Here is a 21,408-nt window from a genome sequence, read left to right as displayed (position 1 = left end):
GCACAGCCGGGCATCGAGCGCATAAAGAAAGGGCCGCCTGTTCGCACAGGCGGCCCTTTTAAAGTTTGTATCAGCCGGTAATCAGCGGCTGTAGAACTCGACCACGAGGTTCGGTTCCATCTGGACCGGATACGGCACGTCGGCGAAAGCCGGGGCACGGACGAAGGTGCCCTTGAGGGAGCCGGTATCGACGTCCAGGTAATCGGGGATGTCGCGCTCACCCGAAGCGATCGCCTCGAGGACCAGCGCCATCTGCTTGGACTTCTGCTTGACCTCGATGACGTCGCCGTCCTTGACCTGGTAGGACGGGATGTTGACCCGCTTGCCGTTGACGCGGACATGGCCGTGGTTGACGAACTGACGGGCCGCGAACGGGGTCGGGACGAACTTCATGCGGTAGACGACCGCATCGAGACGACGCTCGAGCAGCTGAATCAGGTTCTCGCCGGTGTCGCCACGGCGGCGGACGGCTTCGGCGTAGAGACGGCGGAACTGCTTCTCGCCGATGTTGCCGTAGTAGCCCTTCAGCTTCTGCTTGGCCATCAGCTGCAAGCCGAAGTCGGACGGCTTCTTGCGGCGCTGACCATGCTGGCCGGGACCGTACTCACGGCGGTTGATCGGGCTCTTGGGGCGGCCCCAGAGGTTGACGCCCAGACGGCGGTCGATCTTGTACTTGGACTCTTGACGCTTGCTCATACGATTATCGCTTTCAGCACTGTTTGTTGTCCCAATAGGTCCTGCCGGAAGCGAACGTCCGCGGACGGGGCGTTACCATAAGCACGCCCACCTTCTTGGGAGGAAGCGCCGCACTATACGGATGCGGAAGGCAAAGTCAAATACCGATGCACCGGGGCGGCAGGGAAAGCGCCGAGAAGCGGCATCTTTTCGAGTCCGATCACTTGCCGACGCAATGACCATACGGGAATGTCCATTGCATCGGCATACTGGGCATGAGTCGGAAAGCGATCGATCACTGTGCGAAGATCGCTGTCCGTATCCGCTTCTACGCCAGTCGCCGATGGACGCCGGTGAGTAGCTGGAGTGCCTCCTGGATCAGCGCCGTGGCTTCATGCAGGTCGGCCCTGACAACGTCATCGATTGCGGACCGCTCGATCTCCTCGATGACGGCTTCGATCTCGATCGTCGCGTCGTTGAGCAGAATGCCTGCTTCCGCCACTCTGGCCCGGGGTTTTGCAGGTTGACCCGCAATTTGCAAATGGCGGATTGCACGAGTGAGGCTTTCGCCAAATTTCCTTAAGTCCATGGTGACCTCCGATATACGAACTATCGGAGTATCAGCAAGGAACATGCCACTAAATTGTAGTTAGAGAAGTATCCATTCCACCTATTCTTTGGGATAAACTCGCTTCCGGCCGGTCAAGGCTGACACTATGCCATGGAAAGTCCGGACCTCCTGTTCCGTCAAGTCCATCCTCTGGAAACAATTTCTTATCGATCTAATCATTGAGGGCTTCTTTTCCGGCGACGAGAAGAAGCCGCTGCCGCTCAGCTCCTGCTCCAGGTGATCGAAGAAGTTTACCAGCTCTTCTTTATTGGCGGGGCGGGTAGCGCCGGTATGGAGATAGCGGCCGGGCGTGACGTCGCCGGTCTGGTACCATTCATAGCCGATCAGAAGCACCGCCTGCGCTAGATTGAGCGAGCTGAAGGAGGGATTGAGCGGGACCGTCAGGCTGGTGTCGGCCAGCGCCAGATCGTCGTTGAACAGGCCGGTGCGTTCCGGCCCGAAGAGCACGCCGGTCGAGAGGCCGGCGGACGACTGTGCCCGCATCTCCACCGCCGCTTCGCGCGGGGTCATGATGCGCTTGATCATTCCCCTGTTGCGGGCCGTGGTGGCGAAGACGTGGGAAAGGTCGGCGATCGCCTCCTCCGTCGTGTCGCACAGGCGGGCATTGTCGAGCACGATGTCGGCGCCGGAGGCAGCGGCCTTGGCGCTGCCGCTCGGCCAGCCGTCGCGCGGACGGACCAGACGAAGGTCGGTCAGTCCGCAGTTCAACATCGCTCTGGCACAGGTGCCGATATTCTCGCCAAGCTGCGGTTCGATCAGAATGATCGCGGGGCCGCCCAGGACGGACTCCCGCATCGGGTTGGTTCCTGCCATGTCTCTATCTGTCATCGGATGATGCGTCCGGCGTCCCGGTGCCCAAGGCACGGAACAGCCGGTATGTAATGCTGTCATGCAGCGCGTTGTAGGAGGCGTCGATCACGTTGGCCGAAACCCCGACCGTGGTCCAGCGGTTGCCGTAGCCGTCGGTGCTCTCGATCATGACCCGCGTCACGGCCTTGGTCCCGTCGTTGGGGGTCAGGATGCGGACCTTGTAGTCGACCAGCCGCAGGCCTTCCAGGGCAGGATAGACCGGCAGCAGCGCTTTGCGCAGAGCTGTGTCCAGGGCGTTGACCGGGCCGTTCCCTTCCGCCACCGTCATGACGGACTGGGTGCCGACGTCGAGCTTGATGGTCGCTTCCGACAGGGTGATCAGCTCGTTCCGCGCGTTCCAGCGCCGCTCGTCGATCACGCGGAAGGACTGGAGGCGGAAGAAGTCGGGTACTTCGCCAAGGCCGCGCCGGGCCAGAAGCTCGAAGCTGGCCTCCGCCCCGTCATAGGCGTAGCCGTCGTATTCGCGGCGCTTGACCAGATCGACCAGGGTGTTGATCCGCTCGTCTTTCGCGTCGATCTCGATCCCGATCTCGCGGAAGCGGGCGAGCAGGTTGGAGCGGCCAGCCTGATCGGACACGACGATGGTCCGGCGGTTGCCGACGGTCGATGGCTCGACATGCTCGTAGCTGGCGGGGTCCTTCTCGACCGCCGAGACATGCAGGCCGCCCTTGTGGGCGAAGGCGCTTTCCCCGACATAGGGAGCGTGCCGGTTGGGCGCACGGTTCAGCCGCTCGTCCAAGGTGCGGGAGACGTGCGAGAGACGGCGCAGCCCGTCGGCGGTGATGCCCGTCTCGTAGCCCATCTTCAGCATGAGCGTCGGTATCAGGGAAACGAGGTTGGCGTTGCCGCAGCGCTCGCCCAACCCGTTCAGCGTCCCCTGCACCATCCGGGCGCCCGCACGGATCGCCGCCAGCGAGTTGGCGACGGCATTGTCGGTGTCGTTGTGCGTGTGGATCCCAAGGCTGGTGCCGGGAATCCGCTCTGCCACCGCGCGGACGATGCTTTCGACTTCGTCAGGCAGCGTGCCGCCGTTGGTGTCGCATAGCACGATCCAGCGTGCGCCCGCCTCGTAGGCGGCCAGTAGGCACCGCATCGCGTAATCGGGATTGGCCTTGAAGCCGTCGAAGAAGTGCTCGGCGTCGAACAGCGCTTCGCCCTTGCGCTCGACGATCAGGGCGATGCTGTCGCGGATCAGCTCCAGGTTCTCTTCACGGGGAATGTTCAGCGCGACATCGACATGGAAGTCCCAGGTCTTGCCGACCATGCAGACGGCGTCGCATTTCGCACTGGTCAAGCCGACGAGGCCCGGATCGTTGGCGGCGCTGCGTCCGGGGCGGCGGGTCATGCCGAATGCCGTGAAGGTGGCGTTGCGGAGTTCCGGCGGGTCGGCGAAGAAGGCGTCGTCGGTCGGATTGGCGCCGGGCCAGCCGCCTTCGACATAGTCGATGCCGAGCAGGTCCAGTTCCCGCGCTATCGCCACCTTGTCGGCAACCGAAAAATCGACGCCCTGTGTCTGGGCGCCGTCGCGGAGGGTCGTGTCGAACAGGTATATCCGGTCGCCCATGGTCATGCCCGCTTCCAGGTGGTGCCGCCGGGGCCGTCCTCGAGCACGATGCCCATGTCGGTCAGTTCCTTGCGGATGCGGTCGGCTTCGGCGAAGTTCTTCGACTTGCGGGCTTCCTTGCGCCGCTCGATCAGGTCTTCGATCATGGCGGCGTCGTCAGTGGCGGCGTCGCCGGCTTCGCCCTGGAACCACGCGACCGGGTCCTGCTGGAGGATACCGAGCAGGCATCCCGCCGCCAGCAAGCCGCCCTTCAACCGCGCCTTCTCGGCCGGATCGGTTGCCTTGTTGAGTGCCGTCGCCAGCGCGTGGACGTGGCCGATCGCCATCGGCGTGTTCAGGTCGTCCTCCAAGGCGGCCAGGACTTCGAACGGGACATCGGCCTTGGACGGAGCCTCATCGGCGCAGCGGAGCGCGTTGTACCAGCGGTCCAGGTTGCCCTTGGACTGGCGAAGCAGGTCGCGGGTGAAATCGAGCGGCTGGCGGTAATGGGCACCGAGCAGGGTCAGGCGGATCGCTTCGCCCGGGAACTCGCCCAGCAGGTCGCGGACGGTGAAGAAGTTGCCCAGGCTCTTGGACATCTTCTCGCCTTCCACGGTCAGGAAGCCGTTATGCACCCAATAGCGCGCCAGCGGCGCACCGCCGTGGGAGCAGACCGACTGCGCGATCTCGTTCTCATGGTGCGGGAAGATCAGGTCCAGCCCGCCGCCATGGATGTCGAACGTCTCCCCGAGATGCTCGGCGGCCATGGCCGAGCACTCGATATGCCAACCGGGCCGCCCGCGCCCCCAGGGGCTCGGCCAGCCGGGGCAATCGTCCACGGACGGTTTCCACAGTACGAAGTCGGCGGGATCGCGCTTGTAGGGCGCTACTTCCACACGCGCCCCGGCGATCAGTTCGTCGCGCGAGCGACGGGAGAGCATGCCATAGTCGGCCATGGAGGGGACGCTGAACAGGACATGGCCATCGGCCTCGTAGGCGTTGCCTTGATCGATCAGCTTCCCGATCATTCGGACCATCTGGGCGATGTGGCGGGTCGCGCGCGGCTCGATATCGGGCGGCAGCGCGTTCAGCGCCGCCATGTCCTGATGGTAGGCGTCGGTCGTGCGGGTCGTCACGCTGTCGATCGGTTCGCCGCTCAGCCTTGCCCGGTCGATGATCTTATCATCGACGTCGGTAATGTTGCGGACGTAGCGGACCTCCGGGTAGAGGTGCTTGAGCAGCCGGTACAGCACGTCGAACACGACCACCGGCCGCGCATTTCCAATATGGGCATAATCATAGACGGTCGGGCCGCAGACATAGAGGCCCACCTTCCCCGCCACCAGCGGTTCAAAATGTTCTTTCCGGCGGGTGAGCGTATTGAAAAGATCGAGCGGCACCGGTTTTATCCTTAAGAGACCTGTCCGGCGAGCCGGGCGCCTGCCCGTTCGCGGCCTATCAGAGGTAACAAATTCTTGAGTTCCGGTCCATGATCCAGGCCTGTGAGAGCCTGACGCAGGGGCATGAACAAAGCCTTGCCCTTGCGGCCGGTAGCCGTCTTGACGGCACCGGTCCAGGCGCTCCATGTCGTATCGTCCCACGGCTCCGCCGGCAGCAGCGAAGCGGCGGCGGCGGCGAATTCGGCGTCTTCGATAACGGGCTGGATCGGCTCGCGCGCGACATGCCACCACTCGGCGATGTCGTCCAGGCGGGACAGGTTTGCCCGGACGGCGTTCCAGAAGACCTCGTCCACGCCGGCATAGCCCTTGGCTTCGAGCCGGGTCGCGATCGACTGGAATGGGGTCGCGTGGAGCACGCGGGCATTGAGGCGCTTCAGTTCTTCCGGGTCGAACTTGGGAGCGCCGCGCGAAACCTTCGCCATGTCGAACTCGGCCACCAGTTCGGCCAGCGTCAGCCGGGCTTCAATCGCGTCCGACGTGCCGAGCTTGGCGAGAAGGCTGTTGATCGCCATCGGCTCGACGCCCTCCTCGTCGCGCAGATGGGAGATCCCGATGCTGCCGAGCCGCTTGGACAGGGCGGCGCCGGTGGCGTCGCTCAGCAGCGGCAGATGGGCAAAGGTCGGCACCGGTCCGTCCAGCGCCTGCCAGAGCTGGATCTGAACGGCTGTGTTGGCGACGTGGTCTTCACCCCGGATGACGTGGGTGATGCCAAGCTCGATATCGTCTACGATGGACGACAGGGTATAGAGAATGCGGCCGTCTTCCCGGATCAGGACGGGATCGCTGAGGTCGCGGCCATGGAAGTGCTGCGGGCCGCGCACCAGATCGTCCCATTCGACCGGATCGTGCCGGAGAAGGAAGCGCCAATGCGGCCTGCGGCCTTCCCCTTCCAGCCGCGCGCGATCCTCGTCGGTCAGCTTGAGGGCGGACCGGTCGTAGATCGGCGGCAGGCTGCGTCCAAGCAGACTCTTGCGCTTCAGGGACAGTTCCTCGGCCGTCTCGTAGCAGGGATAAAGCCGGCCGGAGCGTTTCAGCGCTTCCATGGCCAGATGGTAGCGGTCGAGGCGGTCGGACTGGCGGGCGAAGCGGTCCCAATCCAGGCCGAGCCAGCCAAGGTCGCGCTCTATCCCGGCGGCGAATTCAGCCGTCGAACGTTCCAGGTCAGTATCGTCCAGGCGCAGCAGGAAACTGCCGCCGTGCGAACGGGCGAACAGCCAGTTGATCAGCGCCAGACGGATGTTGCCGACGTGGAGCATACCGGTCGGACTGGGAGCGAAACGGACGGCGACGCTCATGGGGCTCGGCTCATTGAGAATGCTGTTTAAATCCGGAAACCAGGGCCGGACCGATAGCACACCATGAGCCTGTGTGAAATGACGGAAACTTCCGGGCTGAACTACTTCACGTCCACCTGGAGCTTCATCTTGGGGTGGATGCCGCAGAAGACGTGATAGGTGCCGGCCTGGGTGAAGGGCAGGCTGACATGTTCGCCGGGTTCCTGATAGCCGCTGTTGAACTCCAGGTTCTCGCTGAACACCTGGATGTTGTGCGCCCGGGTGTCGTGGTTCTCGATCGTGAGCGCCTGACCGGCGCTAATGTGGACATGCCGCTCGCTGAACTGCTTGTTCTTCTGCACGATGGTCAGGGTATCCGACGCGTCGGTAGCGCTTGGCGCCGATGCCGTCAGGCTGTCGGCCGCCGTTGCGGGATCGGGGCTGAGGGAGTGCAGGAAAGCGACGAGGTCCTTGATATCGCGGTCGCTCAGCGCGTCGATCCTGGGAAGGTCGGGCGACAGCGTCGGGCGCTGGACGATGCCGCTGCGATAATGCTCCACCACCCCCTCCAGCGTATCGATGGAGCCGTCATGCATGTAGGGCGCCCGGTCGGCGACGTTGCGCAGCGTCGGCGTCTTGAACGCGTGGTTCAGTTCCGGAACCTTGATGATGGCGCCCCGGCCGAGGTCGTCGCTCGGCAGGCCGATATCGTGGAAGGCATGGTCGGTGAACTGCCAGCCGGAGTGGCAGGATACGCACCCGGCCTGTCCCGTGAAGACGTCGAAGCCCCGCTTCGCCTCCCGGCTGATTGCCTTGTCGTCGCCGGCAACCCAGCGGTCGAACGGGGTGATGCCCGATACCAGACTGCGCTCGAACGTGGCGATGGCCTTGGCGACCGTGTCCGGCGTGATCTTCGGATTCTCGGGGAAGGCGCCCGCGAAGAGACCGGAATATTCCGGCTTGGCTTCCAGGGTCCTGACCATGCCGTCCAGAGTCTGGTTCATTTCCAGGACGCTCTGGACGGGACCGAGCGCCTGCTCTTCCAGGCTGGCCGCCCTGCCGTCCCAGAAGAACAGCTCACCCCAAGCACCGTCCTGAGCCGACGGGGTGCGGCGGCCTAGCATGGTGCCGTCGAGGGCCTGGTGCCGGGCGACGCCGTCCTGCCAGCCGGAAACGGGCGCATGGCATGTCGCACAGGAACGGGTGCCGTCGCCGGACAGGGCGGTGTCGAAGAACAGCTTCCGACCGAGTTCGACCTTCGCCTTGCTGTAGGGGTTGCTGTCGGGGTACGGGACCGTGGTCGGGCGGACGAAGTCGGCGAGCACGGAGGCTGTTGCGCGATCGAGCGGCTTTCCGGCAGATGCCGGCAAGGGAGCCAGGGCGGTCAACAGGATGAGGACGGCAAGGGGACGCATCGGCTTCTCGGTCACGCGGCAGGGCAGTTGGGCGTGATCCGAAACATAGTGCAAGTCAGTCGCATTTGCGATGCGGCGGAATAGCCTCGCCGTAATTTTCAGGTCCGCAGCTTTTCAAACCCAGTGCATCTTCAGGAAAGCGCCGCGAAGCCGTTGGTGATCGGGAAGCGTTTTGCCTTGCCGAGGCCTAGACTGACGCCGGGAGGCGCTTGGCGGCGCTTGTATTCGGCACGGACGACCATGCGCCAGACCCGTTCCAGCGTGATGAGATCATGGCCGCGCTCCAGTATGGCGGCGGTTCCCAGGTCCTGATCGATCAGGCAGCGAAGAATATCGTCGAGAATGTCATAGGGCGGCAGGTTGTCCACGTCGGTCCGGTCGGGCTTCAACTCGGCGCAGGGCGGGCGGTTGATGACGTATTCCGGGACGACCCTGCCGGCGGGGCCGTGGACGCCCTCGGGCAGAGCGCCGTTACGCCATTGAGCCAGTGCCACGATATCGGTCTTGTAGAGATCGCGCAGGATCGCGAAGCCGTTGGAAACGTCGCCGCTCAGGGTGAAGAATCCGGCGTATAGGTCCGACCTGTTGAGCGATGACAGCACCAGCGCGCCGAACTTGTTGGACAACTGCAACAGGGTCACGGCGCGGACCCGCGGCTGGACGTTTTCTTCGGTGACGTCGGGGTCCCGGCCCGCGACAAGCGGCGCCAGCATCGTCTCGAAAGCCTTGAGAGCCGGATCGATGACGATTTTCTCAAGCGTACAGCCGAGCAGTTCCGCAACCTCATGGGCGTCCTGGAGGCTCTGCCGCGTCGTGACGGGGGACGGAAGAAATACCGGGCGCACCCGATCGGGGCCGAGGGCATCCACCGCCACCGCCGCGGCCACTGCGCTGTCGAGTCCGCCGGACAGGCCGAGAACGACCGTCGCGAAGCCGTTCTTGTTGACGTAGTCCCGCAGCCCTGATGTGAGCGCCTGCCAGACGGCTTCATTACCGGACGGAGGCGGCGCCAATTCGCCCTCCCTGGCCGTCCAGCTCTCGCCGCCACGCTCCCAGCGGGTCACCAGGAGAGCTTCCCGGAAGGCGGGGGCATGCGCTTTCAGCGCACGGTCCGCACCCAGCGCGAAGGACGAGCCGTCAAATACCAGATCGTCCTGACCGCCGATCAGGTTCACCGTGAGGAGAGGTAGGCCCGTCTCGGTCACGCGCGCGACCGCAACGCCGACCCGCCGGTCCAGGGTGTCCGGAGCGAAGGGCACGGCGGACAGGTGGACCAGCAGCTCGGCGCCGCATTCGCTCAGCGCCTCCGCGACGTCGGGGGTCGAGATGTCGTCGCCGACGAGCACGCCGAAACGCACACCCCGGAAGTTCAGCGGTCCCGGCACCGGTCCGACCGAATATGACGCGGTCCGCTCCGCCGGCGCGACATGGCGGAATCGCACCGTCGCGATGGCGCCGGCTTCGAGCAGCAGCGCTGCGTCATGAACCTTGCCGTCCGACCGCCAGGGCGCCCCCAGCAACACGGCGGGACCGCCATCCGAGGTTTCAGCCGCGAACTCGCGGACGGCGGCCTCGACCGCATCCAGGAAGAAGGAGCTTGTCGCGAGATCGCCCAAAGGGCAACCGGTTACCGATAGCTGCGGGCATACCACCAGATCGGATGATCGAGCCGCCGCTTCGGCCCGCGCGGCTCGGATCCGGCCGATATTCGCCGCTATCGCACCGACTGTCGGGTTGATCTGGGCCAAGGCGATGGCGATGCGGTCTGTCATGGCGCGCGGGCTCCCGGGGTATCGTCGCCGGCGAAGGTATCAGTCATCCCCGCCCTGTCAATCCTCGCTACCGGCCTTCCCGACATGCCGACGGCAGGTGGCGAGGGAAGCCGTCAGGCAGCGGCCGATCCTGTCGCCCGCAGGACGCCGGCCACCTCGGCGGGAGTGAGCACGCGCTCGAATTTCAGGTGCGTAGCACTCTGGTCGGCCGAGAGGATCTGTCCCCGCAATCCTCCGGCAAGGCCCGGCAGGTTCAGGTCGAGCCGTCCACCGCTCGTTCCTTCGACGAAGCCGACCAGGGCGGCGCCACCGGCCGACAGGTTGATCATCTGGACATTGCGGTTGGCGCCGCCACTGGAGACGGAAACCTGGAAGCTGACCGGCCTGCGCTGATGGATGCGCCGGTCGAACACCTTGTGGGTCCGCATCGTGCTCATCAGACGATCGATCTCGTTCTGAAGGCTGCCGACCTGGGTCGTCATCGTTCCGGTAACGCTGTGCACCTCGTGCATCAGGTCCGACGCCTGACCCGTGTCATGCGCGACTTCCGTGATGTTGCTGGCGACCTGCCGCGTACCGGCTGCCGCTTCCAGCACGCTCCGGCTGATCTCTCCGGTCGAGGCCGTCTGTTCCTCGATCGCGGCGGCGATCCCGGCGGAAATCCCCTCGACCTCGTGGATGACGCCGACGATGGTCTGGATACCGGTGACCGCCTTCTCGGTTTCCGCCTGGATGCGGGAAATCTGGGCGGAAATCTGTTCGGTCGCACGGGCCGTCTGGTTCGCCAGCGCCTTGACTTCGTTGGCGACGACGGCGAAGCCCTTGCCGGCTTCGCCGGCACGAGCGGCCTCGATCGTCGCATTGAGCGCCAGCAGGTTGGTCTGGCTGGCGATCTCGTTGATGACGCGGACGATCTGGCCGATTTCACCGGCTGCCTGGGCAAGGCCGTTGACGCTGTCGTTGGCGGCGGCTGCCTGATCGACCGCCTGCCGCGTGACGGTGCGCGACTCGTTGACCTGGCGGCTGATCTCGGACACTGAGGCGGACAGTTCCTCACCGGCGGCGGCGACCGTCTCGAAGCTGGCGGTCGCTTGCTCGGCGGCGGATGCGACGGCGACGGCGTTGCCGGCGACACGGTCGATCGCGGCCGAGGTCCGGCGCGTTACGTCGGCGACATGGCCGCCGCTTTCGGCGACATGGCTGACGACGGAGTGTACCTCCGTCTCGAGGGTATCCGCGAGTTGCCAGAGTTCCTTCTGGCGGTTCTCGTCACCGGACTCGATGTAGCAGGAGATCGCTAGGTCCATGTCCAGACAAACGGTCTGGACGATGGCGCGCAGGACGTTTTTCAGCTTGGCCGGCTGCCAACGGTACTTGTCCACCGCTGCCGCCATCAGATCAGTCATCGCAAGGGCGTAGCCGCCGATATACCAGCGCGGTTCCAGCCCGATCCGCTGGTGCGTCGTACCGATCGCGACGGTATCTTCGAGCTGCGCTTCATCGAAGGTACCCGCGAACAGGGCGGTCCAATGCTTGCTCTGCGCACTCTTCAGATGATCGACAGATACGCCGGACAGCATGGCGCGGGTATCGGGATTGGCTGCCATGTGGGCGTAAAATCGCTCCAGGAGCTTTGGCAGCGTCGCTTCCAGAATGGGAGTGAAGTTCCTGAGAGCCTCGCGGGTGTCGTCGTCGATGCCCAGAAAGTTCAGCCGTACTTCACGATCCAGTTTATTCGCCATCCTGTTCCCGCTCCCCAAAGTCGACCGCGCTAGATCATGCAATCCTGAGCGGGTTCTATAACCAAAGGATTACAGCGGAAAGAGAAAATACGACCTTCGGATGGAAAATTTCTGTTCCGCCGCCTGCATGCGATCGGTCGGCGGAACAGAAATGACGTCGAAGCTTCCTGGGTATACGGCTACTTCCTGAACAGGAACTCGCGGCCTACCTTGACGCGCTTCTCACCGTCATATTCGATGATGTCGGCGGTGGCGTAGGTTTCGGTCCAGCGCTCCGGCAGATAGCTGCCGGTGCCGATCACATCGATCGGCGCCTGCGCTTCCGCCATGATACGGCACTTGGCCGGGCTGAAACCGCTGCTGGCAACAATCTTGACCTTGTCGAAGCCGGCCGCGTCCAACGCATCGCGCAGATGGAAGATCGCGGCGGCGGAAACGCCGGTTCCGATCAAGTAGCGAAGCTGGGTCTCGTCCCGGTAGCCACGGATCGCCGAGGGAACGTGCTTTTCCAGCACGGCATAGGAGCCTGGCGGGTCAAGCCCTTCGATGAAGCGTCCGCCCGGCGTATCGATCCGCATGCTGAGGCGGCCGGAGGCCGCAAGCTCCGGCAGGCGGCGGCAGACCTCCAGGCTATCGGTCACTTCCCGGCCGAAGTAGTCGACCAGAACGGTCAGATCCTGATCGGGGAAGGTTTCGTGGAACATCTCGGCGGCGCGCGCGGTCGACCCGGCATAGCCGATCAGCGCGTGGGGCATTGTGCCCATGCCGGCGGTGCGGCCGAAGTAATGAGCGGTGGCATCCGTGGCGTTGCCGATGAAGCCGACCGCACCGACTTTTCGTGCCGCCCGCGCCGAACCGACACTGGCCGCATAGGCCATGATCTCCGCCATGTCGGTGCCGGCGCAGTGCCGGGCGTCCATGGCGAGGAAGGCGACCTTGGGTAGGTCCGCGCACATCGTGAAGGCGTTGTAGGCCGACACGCAGGCGGGACCCAACTTCATCAGAAGCAATGTCTCCAGGTCGACGAGATGGTAGAGCGGACCGGAGATATACAGGATCGGCTCGCCGGCACCGACCCACCGGCCCTCCCGATGGATCAGGTCGATTTCGACTTCGAACCCACGTTCACGGGCAACACCCTCGAGCCACTCCACCGCAAGCCGAGGGGCCGATACCACCGGCCGGCGCATGAAGATCGCGTATGTGACCCGCTTGTCGCCAAACCGGCCCACTGTGGCCTTGGTCCGCAGAAAGTAGGTGTCCGTCCAGCGGGCGATCTCGGCGACCGATGGATTGAGGCGTTGCGGCTTGCTGTCTTCCTGACTGTCCAAGGTCTTGGTGCTCTTGTTGGTCCCGTTGCCGGGCTGGTTTTGATCAGGTCACTCCGCCGCGGCGGTCCGGCGATCCCGGTCCTGCTGCATGCGGCTTCCCTTCAGACCTTCGGCGATAAGGAAAGCCAGTTCAAGAGCCTGACTGGCATTGAGCCGTGGATCACAGTGGGTATGGTAGCGCTTGGCCAGCGCATGGTCGGTGATCGCCTGGGCACCGCCGGTGCATTCGGTCACGTCCTGGCCGGTCAGTTCGAAATGGACACCGCCGGGGTGCGTGCCTTCGGCCTGATGGACCGCGAAGAAGTCCTTCACTTCCGACAGGATGCGGTCGAACGGACGGGTCTTGTAGCCGGTCGAGGACTTGATCGTGTTGCCGTGCATAGGGTCGCAGGCCCACACGACCACCCTGCCCTCTTTCTGGACCTTTCGGATCAGGGCCGGAAGCTTGTCCTGGACCTTCTCGAAACCCATGCGGGCGATCAGGGTCAGCCGGCCCGGCTCGTTCGCCGGGTTCAGCATGTCGATCAGGCGGATCAGCTCGTCCGGGTCGCTTGTCGGGCCGCATTTCAGGCCGATCGGGTTCTTCACACCGCGCAGGAACTCAACATGGGCATGGTCTGGCTGGCGGGTGCGGTCGCCGATCCACAGCATATGCGCCGACACGTCGTACCAGTCGCCAGTGGTGCTGTCGATCCGGGTCAGCGCTTCCTCGTACGGCAGCAGCAGCGCTTCGTGGCTGGTGAAGAAGTCGGTCTCGCGCAGTTGCGGCGTGGTTTCGCCGGTGATGCCGCAGGCCGCCATGAAGTTCAGCGTCTCGTCAAGCCGGTCGGCGAGGTCGCGGTAGCGCTCGCCCGCCGGGCTGCGCTCGACGAAGCCGAGATTCCACTGGTGGACCTTGTGCAGGTCGGCATAGCCGCCCTGGGCGAAGGCGCGCAGCAGGTTGAGCGTGGCGGCGGACTGGTTGTACGCCTGGACCATGCGGTCGGGGTCCGGCTCCCGCGAGACGGACTCGAAGTCGAAGCCATTGATGATGTCGCCGCGATATGCCGGCAGTTCGACGCCGTCGATCGTCTCGGTATCGGCCGAGCGCGGCTTGGCGAACTGGCCGGCCATGCGGCCGACCTTGACCACCGGCGTCGCTCCACCGAACGTCAGCACGACGGCCATCTGGAGCAGGACGCGGAAGGTATCGCGGATGTTGTTGGGATGGAACTCGGCAAAGCTCTCGGCGCAGTCGCCGCCCTGGAGCAGGAACGCCTTGCCGCCCGCGACGTCGGCCAGGGCCGACTTCAGTCGGCGCGCCTCGCCGGCGAACACCAGCGGCGGATAGTTGGACAGACGCTGCTCGGCCGCGGCCAGTTTGGCCTGATCGGCATAGAACGGCATCTGCTTGACAGGCTTCGAGCGCCAGGTGTTGGGAGTCCAGCGTTCGGCCATTGTACCATACCTCCACAGGGACCGGACGGCTTTGCCAAAGGCCCGGTCAATTATCGTTTATCCAAGACGTCTGGCTATACTTGGTTCAGCCAGCGTTTTCCACACTAAACAACCTCCGGCGACTCGAGGGCGGGCATGTCCTCCGCACACGGGTTGGACATGGGGGTTGGACATGCCGGAAGACCCGTTATTCGGCCGCCTGCTGCTGTGTGGGATCGGGAGCCTTGTCGCGCATCGTGACGAATTCTTCCGCCGCAGACGGATGAAGCCCGATAGTGCGGTCGAACTGCCGCTTGGTGGCACCGCAGTTCATGGCGATGGCAAGGCCCTGGACGATTTCCGGAGAGTCCGGACCCAGCATGTGGGCACCCATGACCCGGTCGCTCTTGCGATCCACCACAAGCTTCATCAGCGTCCGTTCGTCCCGGCCGCTGATGGTATTCTTCATTGGCCTGAACGCACTCTTGTAGACATCGATCTCGCCGCAGATCTGACGGGCCTGGGCCTCGGTCAGACCGACCGTCCCGATCGGCGGGCTGCTGAACACGGCGGTCGGGATGTTGGAGTAGTCGACTTCCATCGGGTTGTCGTTGTACATCGTCTCGACGAACGACCTACCCTCGGCGATGGCGACAGGCGTCAGGGCCACCCGGTTGGTGACGTCGCCGACCGCATAGATGTTGTCGATATTGGTCCGCGACCAGGAATCGACCTTCACGCCGCCCTTGGCATCCATGACGATGCCGACTTCCTCCAAGCCCAGGTTGCGGGTATTGGGCACCCGCCCGGTCGCGGCGAATACCAGTTCCGTCGGGTACCGCTCGCCGGACCTGGTGACGACGCAATAGCCATCGTCCAGTTTCTCCAGGCGGTCGAGTTTGACGCCGGTCAGGATCGTGATGCCGCGCTTCGTCATTTCCTGTGCCAGGGCCTGACGGATGTCGTCGTCGAAGCCGTTGAGCAGGTCGCCGCTCCGGATCATCATCGTTACGTTGACACCGAGCGCGTTGAAGATGCCGGCGAACTCGACGGCGATATAGCCGCCGCCGACGATCACCATGCGCTTCGGCAGTTCCTTGAGGTCGAGCGCCTCGTTGGAGCTGATCGCGTGTTCGAAGCCTGGCAGGTCGGGACCTACCGGATGGCCGCCCACCGCTATCAGGATCGTCCTGGCGGTGTAGCGGCGCCCGGCGACTTCTACGGTATGGCGATCGATCAGGCGGCCGAACCCTTCGAACAGGGTGACGCCGGCCTTCTCCAGCATACCGATATAGATCCGGTTCAGCCGGTCGATCTCGCGGTCCTTGGCGTCGAGCAGCTTGCCCCAGTGGAATTCGGGGATCGTGGCATCCCAGCCGTAGCCGACCGCGTCTTCGAAGGCGTCGCGGAACTGGCCGCCGTAGACCAGCAGCTTCTTCGGTACGCAGCCCCGGATGACGCAGGTGCCGCCGACCTTGCTCCCTTCACAGATCGCCACGCGGGCGCCATAGGCCGCCGCGCGCCGGCTGGCGGCAACGCCGCCCGACCCTGCGCCGATGGTGAACAGATCAAAATCATAGGAAGCCATCGTCTATTCCCTTCCCCCAACAACCATATCAGAAGATGCCTTAGCCTAACGCAGATGGCGATGGAAGGCACAAGACGGAAGCGGCCGCATCCGCATAGCTCCCGCGCCCGGCATGGATGGAGACTTCCGGCCACGCCCGGCCATGACGTATGATGCGCCGCGGTAGCCTTATGCACAGGGCGGCGCCGGCCATTATTTTCCCGGCCGCCGTTCCGGGGGGATCGGACGATGGACCACCGTGACGCCTTGGCGCCCCTGATCGAGCTCGTCGGCGTGTTCGCCGGATCGGCCGCCAGTCCGCTTACGGCTGCCGCCATCCTGATCCTGGCGCTGTGTCTGAGCCGGTACAGCTTGTACCTGATGCTCGCGGCGGCGGTCGGCATGTCCGATGGCGCCTTCGGCGAGGTAACCGGGGTCACGACCGTAGGGCTGATATTCGGAACGCTGATCGGAGCGGCGGCCACCCTGCTTCAGGCATGGTGCGTCTGGCCGGTCGTATCCGCGATGAAGAGCATCGGGGGAGCCATCGTCCGGAGGTTCGGCCCGGACTGAAAGGCAGTGGCTGAAGTTTCGCGGCCGTAGAAATGAAACGGGCCGCCCCACTGGGGCGGCCCGCCTCAAACATGGTGCAGCCGGTGTCAGCCGCGTGATTCGGTCGGTGCCTTCTGTCCCTGTTCAGCGGACGTGCCGCCGGCAGGGGCTTGGGCGGAGTGGGTCGTGTGCGAAGGGCAGGCACTGGCGACCCCAGCCGTCAGAAGAGCCGCGATACCGAACAGAGCGGCAGTCACAGGCTTTGCTCCATGAGACATTGGATCACCTCCTTTCCGTTGTTTGCATATGGGGAGATGGTCGCACATCCGGAGGCGCCGTCAAGACCCATAATGCTCTGCCGATCTGCAAAAAATCCGCAACAGTCGTCGGACTATCATTGTGGGAACAATCAAGTGACATTACCTGTTCGCATCGACACAATCATAAGCAGGGACGAAGGTTTGTCACAGCAGCCTTCGATCTCATCAATAAATGGCTCAAATATTGCCCAGCTCGAAGCTGGAAATGTGCCAAATTGTCGGATATGCACAATCGTAACCTTAATGATCAATACTGGATTCTATCAGCATTGTTAAAAAATTTTAAACGCAAGCTTTGGGAACATGTGAAACTTTTTTGCAATGCAGTCAACAACATCAGCAAGAACCGCGAGACGGAGCCGGTACGGTGATTCTAACTTTCAGCCTTTGGCGGGCATCCAAGCCACTGAGGGATATCTTTCTGAAGGCGCTCGTCTGCTGTGCAGTCCTGCTGCTGATCTCGATGGCGGGAGCTGTCCTGTTGGTCAATCACCTTCTCGTCGCCGCCGGCGTCATCGCCGAGAAGAGGCCGGCCACCCGTGACAGGTTCGGCTGACGCGGAGGCCGGCCCAGGGGCGTCGCCAAGGGCAGCGACGCTCAGCCGAAGCGGCCAGTGATGTATTCTTCGGTGCGCTTCTGCTTGGGCGTCGTGAAGAGGTCCTCGGTGACGCCGTGTTCGATCAGTTCGCCCATATACATGAAGGCGGTGAAATCTGAAGCGCGGGCCGCCTGCTGCATGTTGTGGGTGACGATGCAGATGCAGTACTCGCTCTTCAACTCGTCGATCAGTTCCTCGATCTTCGAGGTCGAGATGGGGTCGAGCGCCGAGGCAGGCTCGTCCATCAACAGTACAGACGGATTGACCGCGATGGCGCGCGCGATGCACAGGCGCTGCTGCTGGCCGCCCGACAGGCTCAACCCGCTCTGGTTCAACTTGTCCTTGACCTCGTTCCACAAGGCGGCCCGACGCAGGGCTTGCTCGACCCGGCCATCCATCTCGTCGCGCGGCAACCGCTCGTAGAGGCGGATGCCGAACGCGATGTTGTCGTAGATGGTCAGCGGGAACGGCGTGGGCTTCTGGAAAACCATGCCGACCTTGGCCCGCAGCAGATTGAGGTCGATGCCGGGTTCCAGGATATTCTGGCCGTCGAGCAGGACTTCACCACTCGCGCGCTGCTTCGGGTAAAGGTCGTAGATCCTGTTCAGGATGCGCAGCAGGGTGGACTTGCCGCACCCGCTCGGCCCGATGAAAGCCGTGACCTTGCGGTCGTACAGCGGGACCGAAATGCTCTTGAGCGCTTCGAACTGACCGTAGAAGAAGCTGACGTTCCGGATCGACATCTTCTCCGTCAGTTCGCCGGCCTGGACGGCGCTGCCGGGCAGCGCGCCGGCCGTAGCACCCGTGGTCACGTAGGAGCGGACATTCTTCTGCATTTTCGTCAGCGTCCTTTGGAGCCGAGCCCCGCCAGCATGCGGGCGGTGATGTTGATGATGAGGATCGTGACGGTGATCAGCAGGGCACCGGCCCAGGCCAGATCCTGCCAGTCCTGGTAGGGGCTGAGCGCGAAGCGGAAGATGACGACCGGAAGGTTCGCCATCGGCGCGTTCATGTCGGTGCTCCAGAACTGGTTGCTGAGCGAGGTGAACAGCAGCGGCGCCGTCTCGCCGCTGATGCGGGCCACGGCCAGCAGGACGCCGGTGATCATGCCGCTGCGCGCGGCGCGGTAGGCGATCAGCACGATTACCTTCCACCGGGGCGCTCCCAGGGCGGCGGCCGCTTCGCGAAGGCTGGCCGGCACGAGGTTGAGCATGTCCTCCGTCGTCCGAACCACCACCGGGATGACGATGACCGACAAGGCGACGGCGCCGGCCCAGGCCGAGAAATGGCCCATCGGAACGACCATCACGCCGTAGATGAACAGGCCGATGATGATCGACGGGGCGCTCAGCAGGATGTCGTTGATGAATCGGATCGTCTGGCCCAGCACGTTGCCGCGCGAGTATTCCGCCAGATACGTGCCCGCCATGATGCCGATAGGCGTGCCGATCAGCGTCGCCAGCAGGGTCATGATGAAGCTGCCGTAGATCGCGTTGAGCAGACCGCCGGCAATGCCGGGCGGCGGCGTGCTGAGCGTGAAGATGTCGGCGCCCAGCGCCGTCAGGCCGTTGTAGAACAGCGTCCACAGGATGGCGACGAGCCAGAACAGGCCGAAGGCCGCCGCTGCCATGGAAAATCCCAGGGCGATGCGGCTGGTGAGGCGGCGGCGTGCGTAGAGGTTCATGATGGTCAGCCCCCTGCCCGCTTCTGCATCCGCATCAGCATGATCTTGGCGATCGCCAAGACGGCGAAGGTGATGAAGAACAGGATCAGACCCAGCGCTATCAGCGACGATATGTACAGCTCGCCCACGGCCTCGTTGAACTCGTTGGCGATCGCCGCCGAGATCGTCGTCCCCGGAGCCATCAGCGTCTTGCCTATCCTGTGGGCGTTGCCGATGACGAACGTGACGGCCATGGTCTCGCCCAGCGCGCGGCCGAGGCCGAGCATGATGCCGCCGATGACGCCGACGCGGGTATAGGGCAGCACCACCTTCCAGACGACTTCCCAGGTCGTGGCGCCCAGCCCATAGGCGGATTCCTTGACCATCGGCGGCACCGTCTCGAACACGTCGCGCATGATCGCGGTGATGAAGGGCAGCACCATGATCCCGAGGATCAGGCCGGCGGTGAAGATGCCGATGCCGTAGGGTGGTCCGGCGAAGATGTGGCCGATCAGGGGAAGCTGGCCGACGGTGTCGATCAGGAAGGGCTGGAGCGTCTGCTGGAAGATCGGTGCGAAGACGAACAGGCCCCAGATGCCGTAGATGATGCTGGGGATGCCGGCAAGCAGTTCGATGCCGGTGCTGACCGGCCCCTTGAGCCAGGGCGGAGCGAGTTCCGTCAGGAACACGGCGATGCCGAAACTGATCGGGATGCCGACCGCCATCGCGATCAGTGCCGTCATGACGGTTCCATAGATCGGAGCCAGCGCGCCGAACTTCTCGGTGACCGGGTTCCAGACCTGCATATAGGCGAAGCTGAACCCGAACGTGCTGAGCGCCGGGAGCGCTCCCATGACCAGCGAGACGAAGACGCCGCCAAGGATCACCAGCACCAGGAACGCGAAGAAGGCGGTCGCCGACTGGAAGGCCCGGTCCATGACGATCTGGCGTTTAGCCTGGGAGCCGCCTGATGCACGGCTTCCGGCTTGAAGGGCGGTATCGGTCATTGTTACTCGGTTCCCGGCGATCTGTTCCCGACCATAGGTTCCCAGCGCGGGACTATTGGCTGCTTCCGCTCCACAGAGCCTCGCCGTCGACCTTGGCGAAATCCTTGGACCATGTCTGCTCAACCAGTTCCACGACGTTCGGCGGCATAGGCACGTAATCGAGCTGTTCCGCCATGGGAGCACCGTTCTTATAGGCCCAGTCGAAGAATTTCAAAGCCGAAGCGGCGGCGGCGGGATCGCGGGGCTCACGATGCATCAGGATGAAGCTGGCGCCGGTGATCGGCCAGCTCCGTGCACCCGCCTGATTTGTCAGGATGATGTAGTAGCCGGGAGCATTCCCCCAGTCGGCCGAAGCAGCCGCTGCCTGGAACGCCTCGGTTTCCGGCTCGACCCACTGCCCGTCGGCGTTCTTCAGGATCACGTGGGGCATCTTGTTCTGCTTGGCGTAGGCGGATTCGACGTAGCCGATGGCGCCGCGCGTGCGCGTGGTCATGGCGGCGACGCCTTCGTTGCCGCGAGCCCCCAGACCGGCCGGCCACTGGACCGACGTGTTGCTGCCGACCTGGTCGAGGAAGCTCTGGCTGACCTTGCTCAGATAATTCGTGAACAGGAAGTTCGTGCCCGAACCGTCAGACCGGTAGATCGGTGCGATCGCCAGCTTGGGGAGCGGCAGATCCGGGTTCAGCGCCTTGATCGCCGGATCGTCCCAGTTCTCGATCTCGCCTAAGTAGATGCGGGCCATGGTCGGACCGTCCAGGTGCAACTGGCCGGGCTTGATGCCGACAATGTTCACGACCGGGACCACGCCGCCCATGATCAGAGGGAACTGGACAAGGCCGGCCTTGGCGAGGTCGTCCGGCTTGAGCGGGCTGTCGGAGGCGCCGAAGGTGACCGTGCGCTCCTTGATCTGGCGGATACCGCCACCCGAGCCGATCGCCTGGTAATTTATTTTGGTGCCGGTTTCCTGCTGATATGCCAGCGCCCAGCGGGCATAAACCGGATAGGGGAAGGTGGCGCCGGCTCCCGAGATGTCCTGCGCCTGCGCGGAGGTCGCGAGCACGATGCCGGCGATACCGGCAAGGGCCGCGCGCATGATGCCCTTGGCAACAAAGCTCATAAAGTCCCCTCATTCATACGGAAGTCACCGGCAGCCGCTTTCTTCAACAAATCCAGCCGGAGGAGCGGCAGTTTTCAATTAACATTCAACAAAACATTCATAAGGCATTTTAGTTTACCGGCTTCGCCCGCAGATATGATTGAGATGCGGCTTCCTTGAAGATCGTCTCAAGCTGTCACGACTGGAAGTTTTCCTGCGCCGGATCATGAAACAGCGGGAAGCTATCAGATATAATCCAGCCCGCCACCCTCCGCTGGTATTAAGTCACTCGCGATGGGTAATTCATATGTGGCACAACGCCCGCTGGCTAAGGCCTCTGCGGGACGGGTTTCCTTGATGAGGATGCCGGCTCCCCTGAGCCGAGCGCACAAATAGACCATTCCGTCTGAAACCAATATCGAAAAAGGATCGAACCTCCGTCGAGTCGAAACGACCGATCGCATGATGGCTGGAAA

The 21,408-nt window shown here is 63.7% G+C and carries 18 protein-coding genes; 2 read left to right on the top strand and 16 right to left on the bottom strand.

Annotated features, from left to right (window positions below):
* Nucleotides 1–81: 81 nt before the first annotated feature.
* The 12 genes from rpsD to gor form a co-directional block, all read right to left on the bottom strand.
* Nucleotides 82–696 carry a 30S ribosomal protein S4 gene (rpsD, locus tag N826_RS18580; protein WP_044431286.1) on the bottom strand — a complete coding sequence of 205 codons (615 nt, stop codon included), beginning with the start codon at nucleotides 694–696 and terminating at the stop codon, nucleotides 82–84.
* A gap of 307 nt (nucleotides 697–1,003) precedes the next feature.
* Entirely contained in the window at nucleotides 1,004–1,264 is a 261-nt protein-coding gene (locus N826_RS43120; RefSeq protein ID WP_147039957.1) for a hypothetical protein, read from the bottom strand.
* Nucleotides 1,265–1,345: 81 nt separating this feature from the next.
* On the bottom strand, nucleotides 1,346–2,119 hold the full coding sequence (locus tag N826_RS18575) for an RNA methyltransferase (protein WP_044431285.1): 774 nt from the start codon (nucleotides 2,117–2,119) through the stop codon (nucleotides 1,346–1,348).
* Nucleotides 2,120–2,123: 4 nt separating this feature from the next.
* Nucleotides 2,124–3,746, bottom strand: a complete 1,623-nt coding sequence (gene cimA, locus N826_RS18570) for a citramalate synthase (protein WP_147039959.1) — start codon at nucleotides 3,744–3,746, stop codon at nucleotides 2,124–2,126.
* A complete protein-coding gene (gene cysS, locus N826_RS18565; RefSeq protein WP_044431284.1) occupies nucleotides 3,743–5,119 on the bottom strand; it encodes a cysteine--tRNA ligase in 1,377 nt (458 codons plus the stop codon). The genes cimA and cysS overlap by 4 nt, the downstream gene beginning before the upstream one ends.
* A gap of 11 nt (nucleotides 5,120–5,130) precedes the next feature.
* Nucleotides 5,131–6,474 (bottom strand): glutamate--tRNA ligase, encoded by a 1,344-nt coding sequence (gltX, locus tag N826_RS18560; RefSeq protein WP_044431282.1) that lies wholly within the window; start codon nucleotides 6,472–6,474, stop codon nucleotides 5,131–5,133.
* 101 nt (nucleotides 6,475–6,575) lie between these two features.
* Nucleotides 6,576–7,868 (bottom strand): cytochrome c peroxidase, encoded by a 1,293-nt coding sequence (locus tag N826_RS18555; RefSeq protein WP_044431433.1) that lies wholly within the window; start codon nucleotides 7,866–7,868, stop codon nucleotides 6,576–6,578.
* Between the two features lie 131 nt (nucleotides 7,869–7,999).
* Entirely contained in the window at nucleotides 8,000–9,640 is a 1,641-nt protein-coding gene (locus N826_RS18550; protein WP_044431281.1) for an NAD+ synthase, read from the bottom strand.
* 113 nt (nucleotides 9,641–9,753) lie between these two features.
* The gene (locus N826_RS18545; protein ID WP_052831566.1) at nucleotides 9,754–11,382 is read right to left on the bottom strand and encodes a protoglobin domain-containing protein; all 1,629 of its coding nucleotides are present in this window, start codon (nucleotides 11,380–11,382) and stop codon (nucleotides 9,754–9,756) included.
* Nucleotides 11,383–11,561: 179 nt separating this feature from the next.
* Entirely contained in the window at nucleotides 11,562–12,713 is a 1,152-nt protein-coding gene (locus N826_RS18540; RefSeq protein ID WP_044431280.1) for a nicotinate phosphoribosyltransferase, read from the bottom strand.
* A gap of 48 nt (nucleotides 12,714–12,761) precedes the next feature.
* Nucleotides 12,762–14,150 carry a class II 3-deoxy-7-phosphoheptulonate synthase gene (locus N826_RS18535; protein WP_044431278.1) on the bottom strand — a complete coding sequence of 463 codons (1,389 nt, stop codon included), beginning with the start codon at nucleotides 14,148–14,150 and terminating at the stop codon, nucleotides 12,762–12,764.
* Between the two features lie 187 nt (nucleotides 14,151–14,337).
* Nucleotides 14,338–15,717, bottom strand: coding sequence for a glutathione-disulfide reductase (gor, locus tag N826_RS18530; protein WP_044431277.1), 1,380 nt, complete (start codon nucleotides 15,715–15,717; stop codon nucleotides 14,338–14,340).
* A gap of 228 nt (nucleotides 15,718–15,945) precedes the next feature.
* Between gor and N826_RS18525 the strand changes: the two genes are divergently transcribed.
* Together N826_RS18525 and N826_RS18520 are read left to right on the top strand one after the other, a co-directional pair.
* Complete coding sequence (locus N826_RS18525) at nucleotides 15,946–16,269, top strand: hypothetical protein (RefSeq protein ID WP_044431275.1); 324 nt, start codon at nucleotides 15,946–15,948, stop codon at nucleotides 16,267–16,269.
* Between the two features lie 666 nt (nucleotides 16,270–16,935).
* Entirely contained in the window at nucleotides 16,936–17,124 is a 189-nt protein-coding gene (locus N826_RS18520) for a hypothetical protein (protein ID WP_044431274.1), read from the top strand.
* A gap of 41 nt (nucleotides 17,125–17,165) precedes the next feature.
* On the opposite strand, the gene pstB is transcribed toward N826_RS18520, so the two are convergent.
* Genes pstB through pstS form a run of 4 tightly spaced genes read right to left on the bottom strand, consistent with a single transcriptional unit; the run spans nucleotide 17,166 to nucleotide 20,953 of the window.
* Nucleotides 17,166–18,002: a phosphate ABC transporter ATP-binding protein PstB gene (gene pstB / locus N826_RS18515; protein WP_084720877.1), complete on the bottom strand. Its 837-nt coding sequence runs from the start codon at nucleotides 18,000–18,002 to the stop codon at nucleotides 17,166–17,168.
* Nucleotides 18,003–18,007: 5 nt separating this feature from the next.
* The gene (gene pstA, locus N826_RS18510; RefSeq protein ID WP_044431272.1) at nucleotides 18,008–18,850 is read right to left on the bottom strand and encodes a phosphate ABC transporter permease PstA; all 843 of its coding nucleotides are present in this window, start codon (nucleotides 18,848–18,850) and stop codon (nucleotides 18,008–18,010) included.
* Nucleotides 18,851–18,855: 5 nt separating this feature from the next.
* Entirely contained in the window at nucleotides 18,856–19,836 is a 981-nt protein-coding gene (gene pstC / locus N826_RS18505) for a phosphate ABC transporter permease subunit PstC (protein WP_044431270.1), read from the bottom strand.
* A 52-nt stretch (nucleotides 19,837–19,888) separates the two neighbouring features.
* Nucleotides 19,889–20,953, bottom strand: coding sequence for a phosphate ABC transporter substrate-binding protein PstS (gene pstS / locus N826_RS18500; protein ID WP_147039961.1), 1,065 nt, complete (start codon nucleotides 20,951–20,953; stop codon nucleotides 19,889–19,891).
* Nucleotides 20,954–21,408 lie beyond the last annotated feature (455 nt).

Source organism: Skermanella aerolata KACC 11604 (assembly GCF_000936425.1).
In the GTDB taxonomy this organism is placed as follows: domain Bacteria; phylum Pseudomonadota; class Alphaproteobacteria; order Azospirillales; family Azospirillaceae; genus Skermanella; species Skermanella aerolata.
The sequence above is the reverse complement of the archived record's forward strand: the minus strand, read 5'-3'. Positions and strand labels throughout refer to the sequence as shown.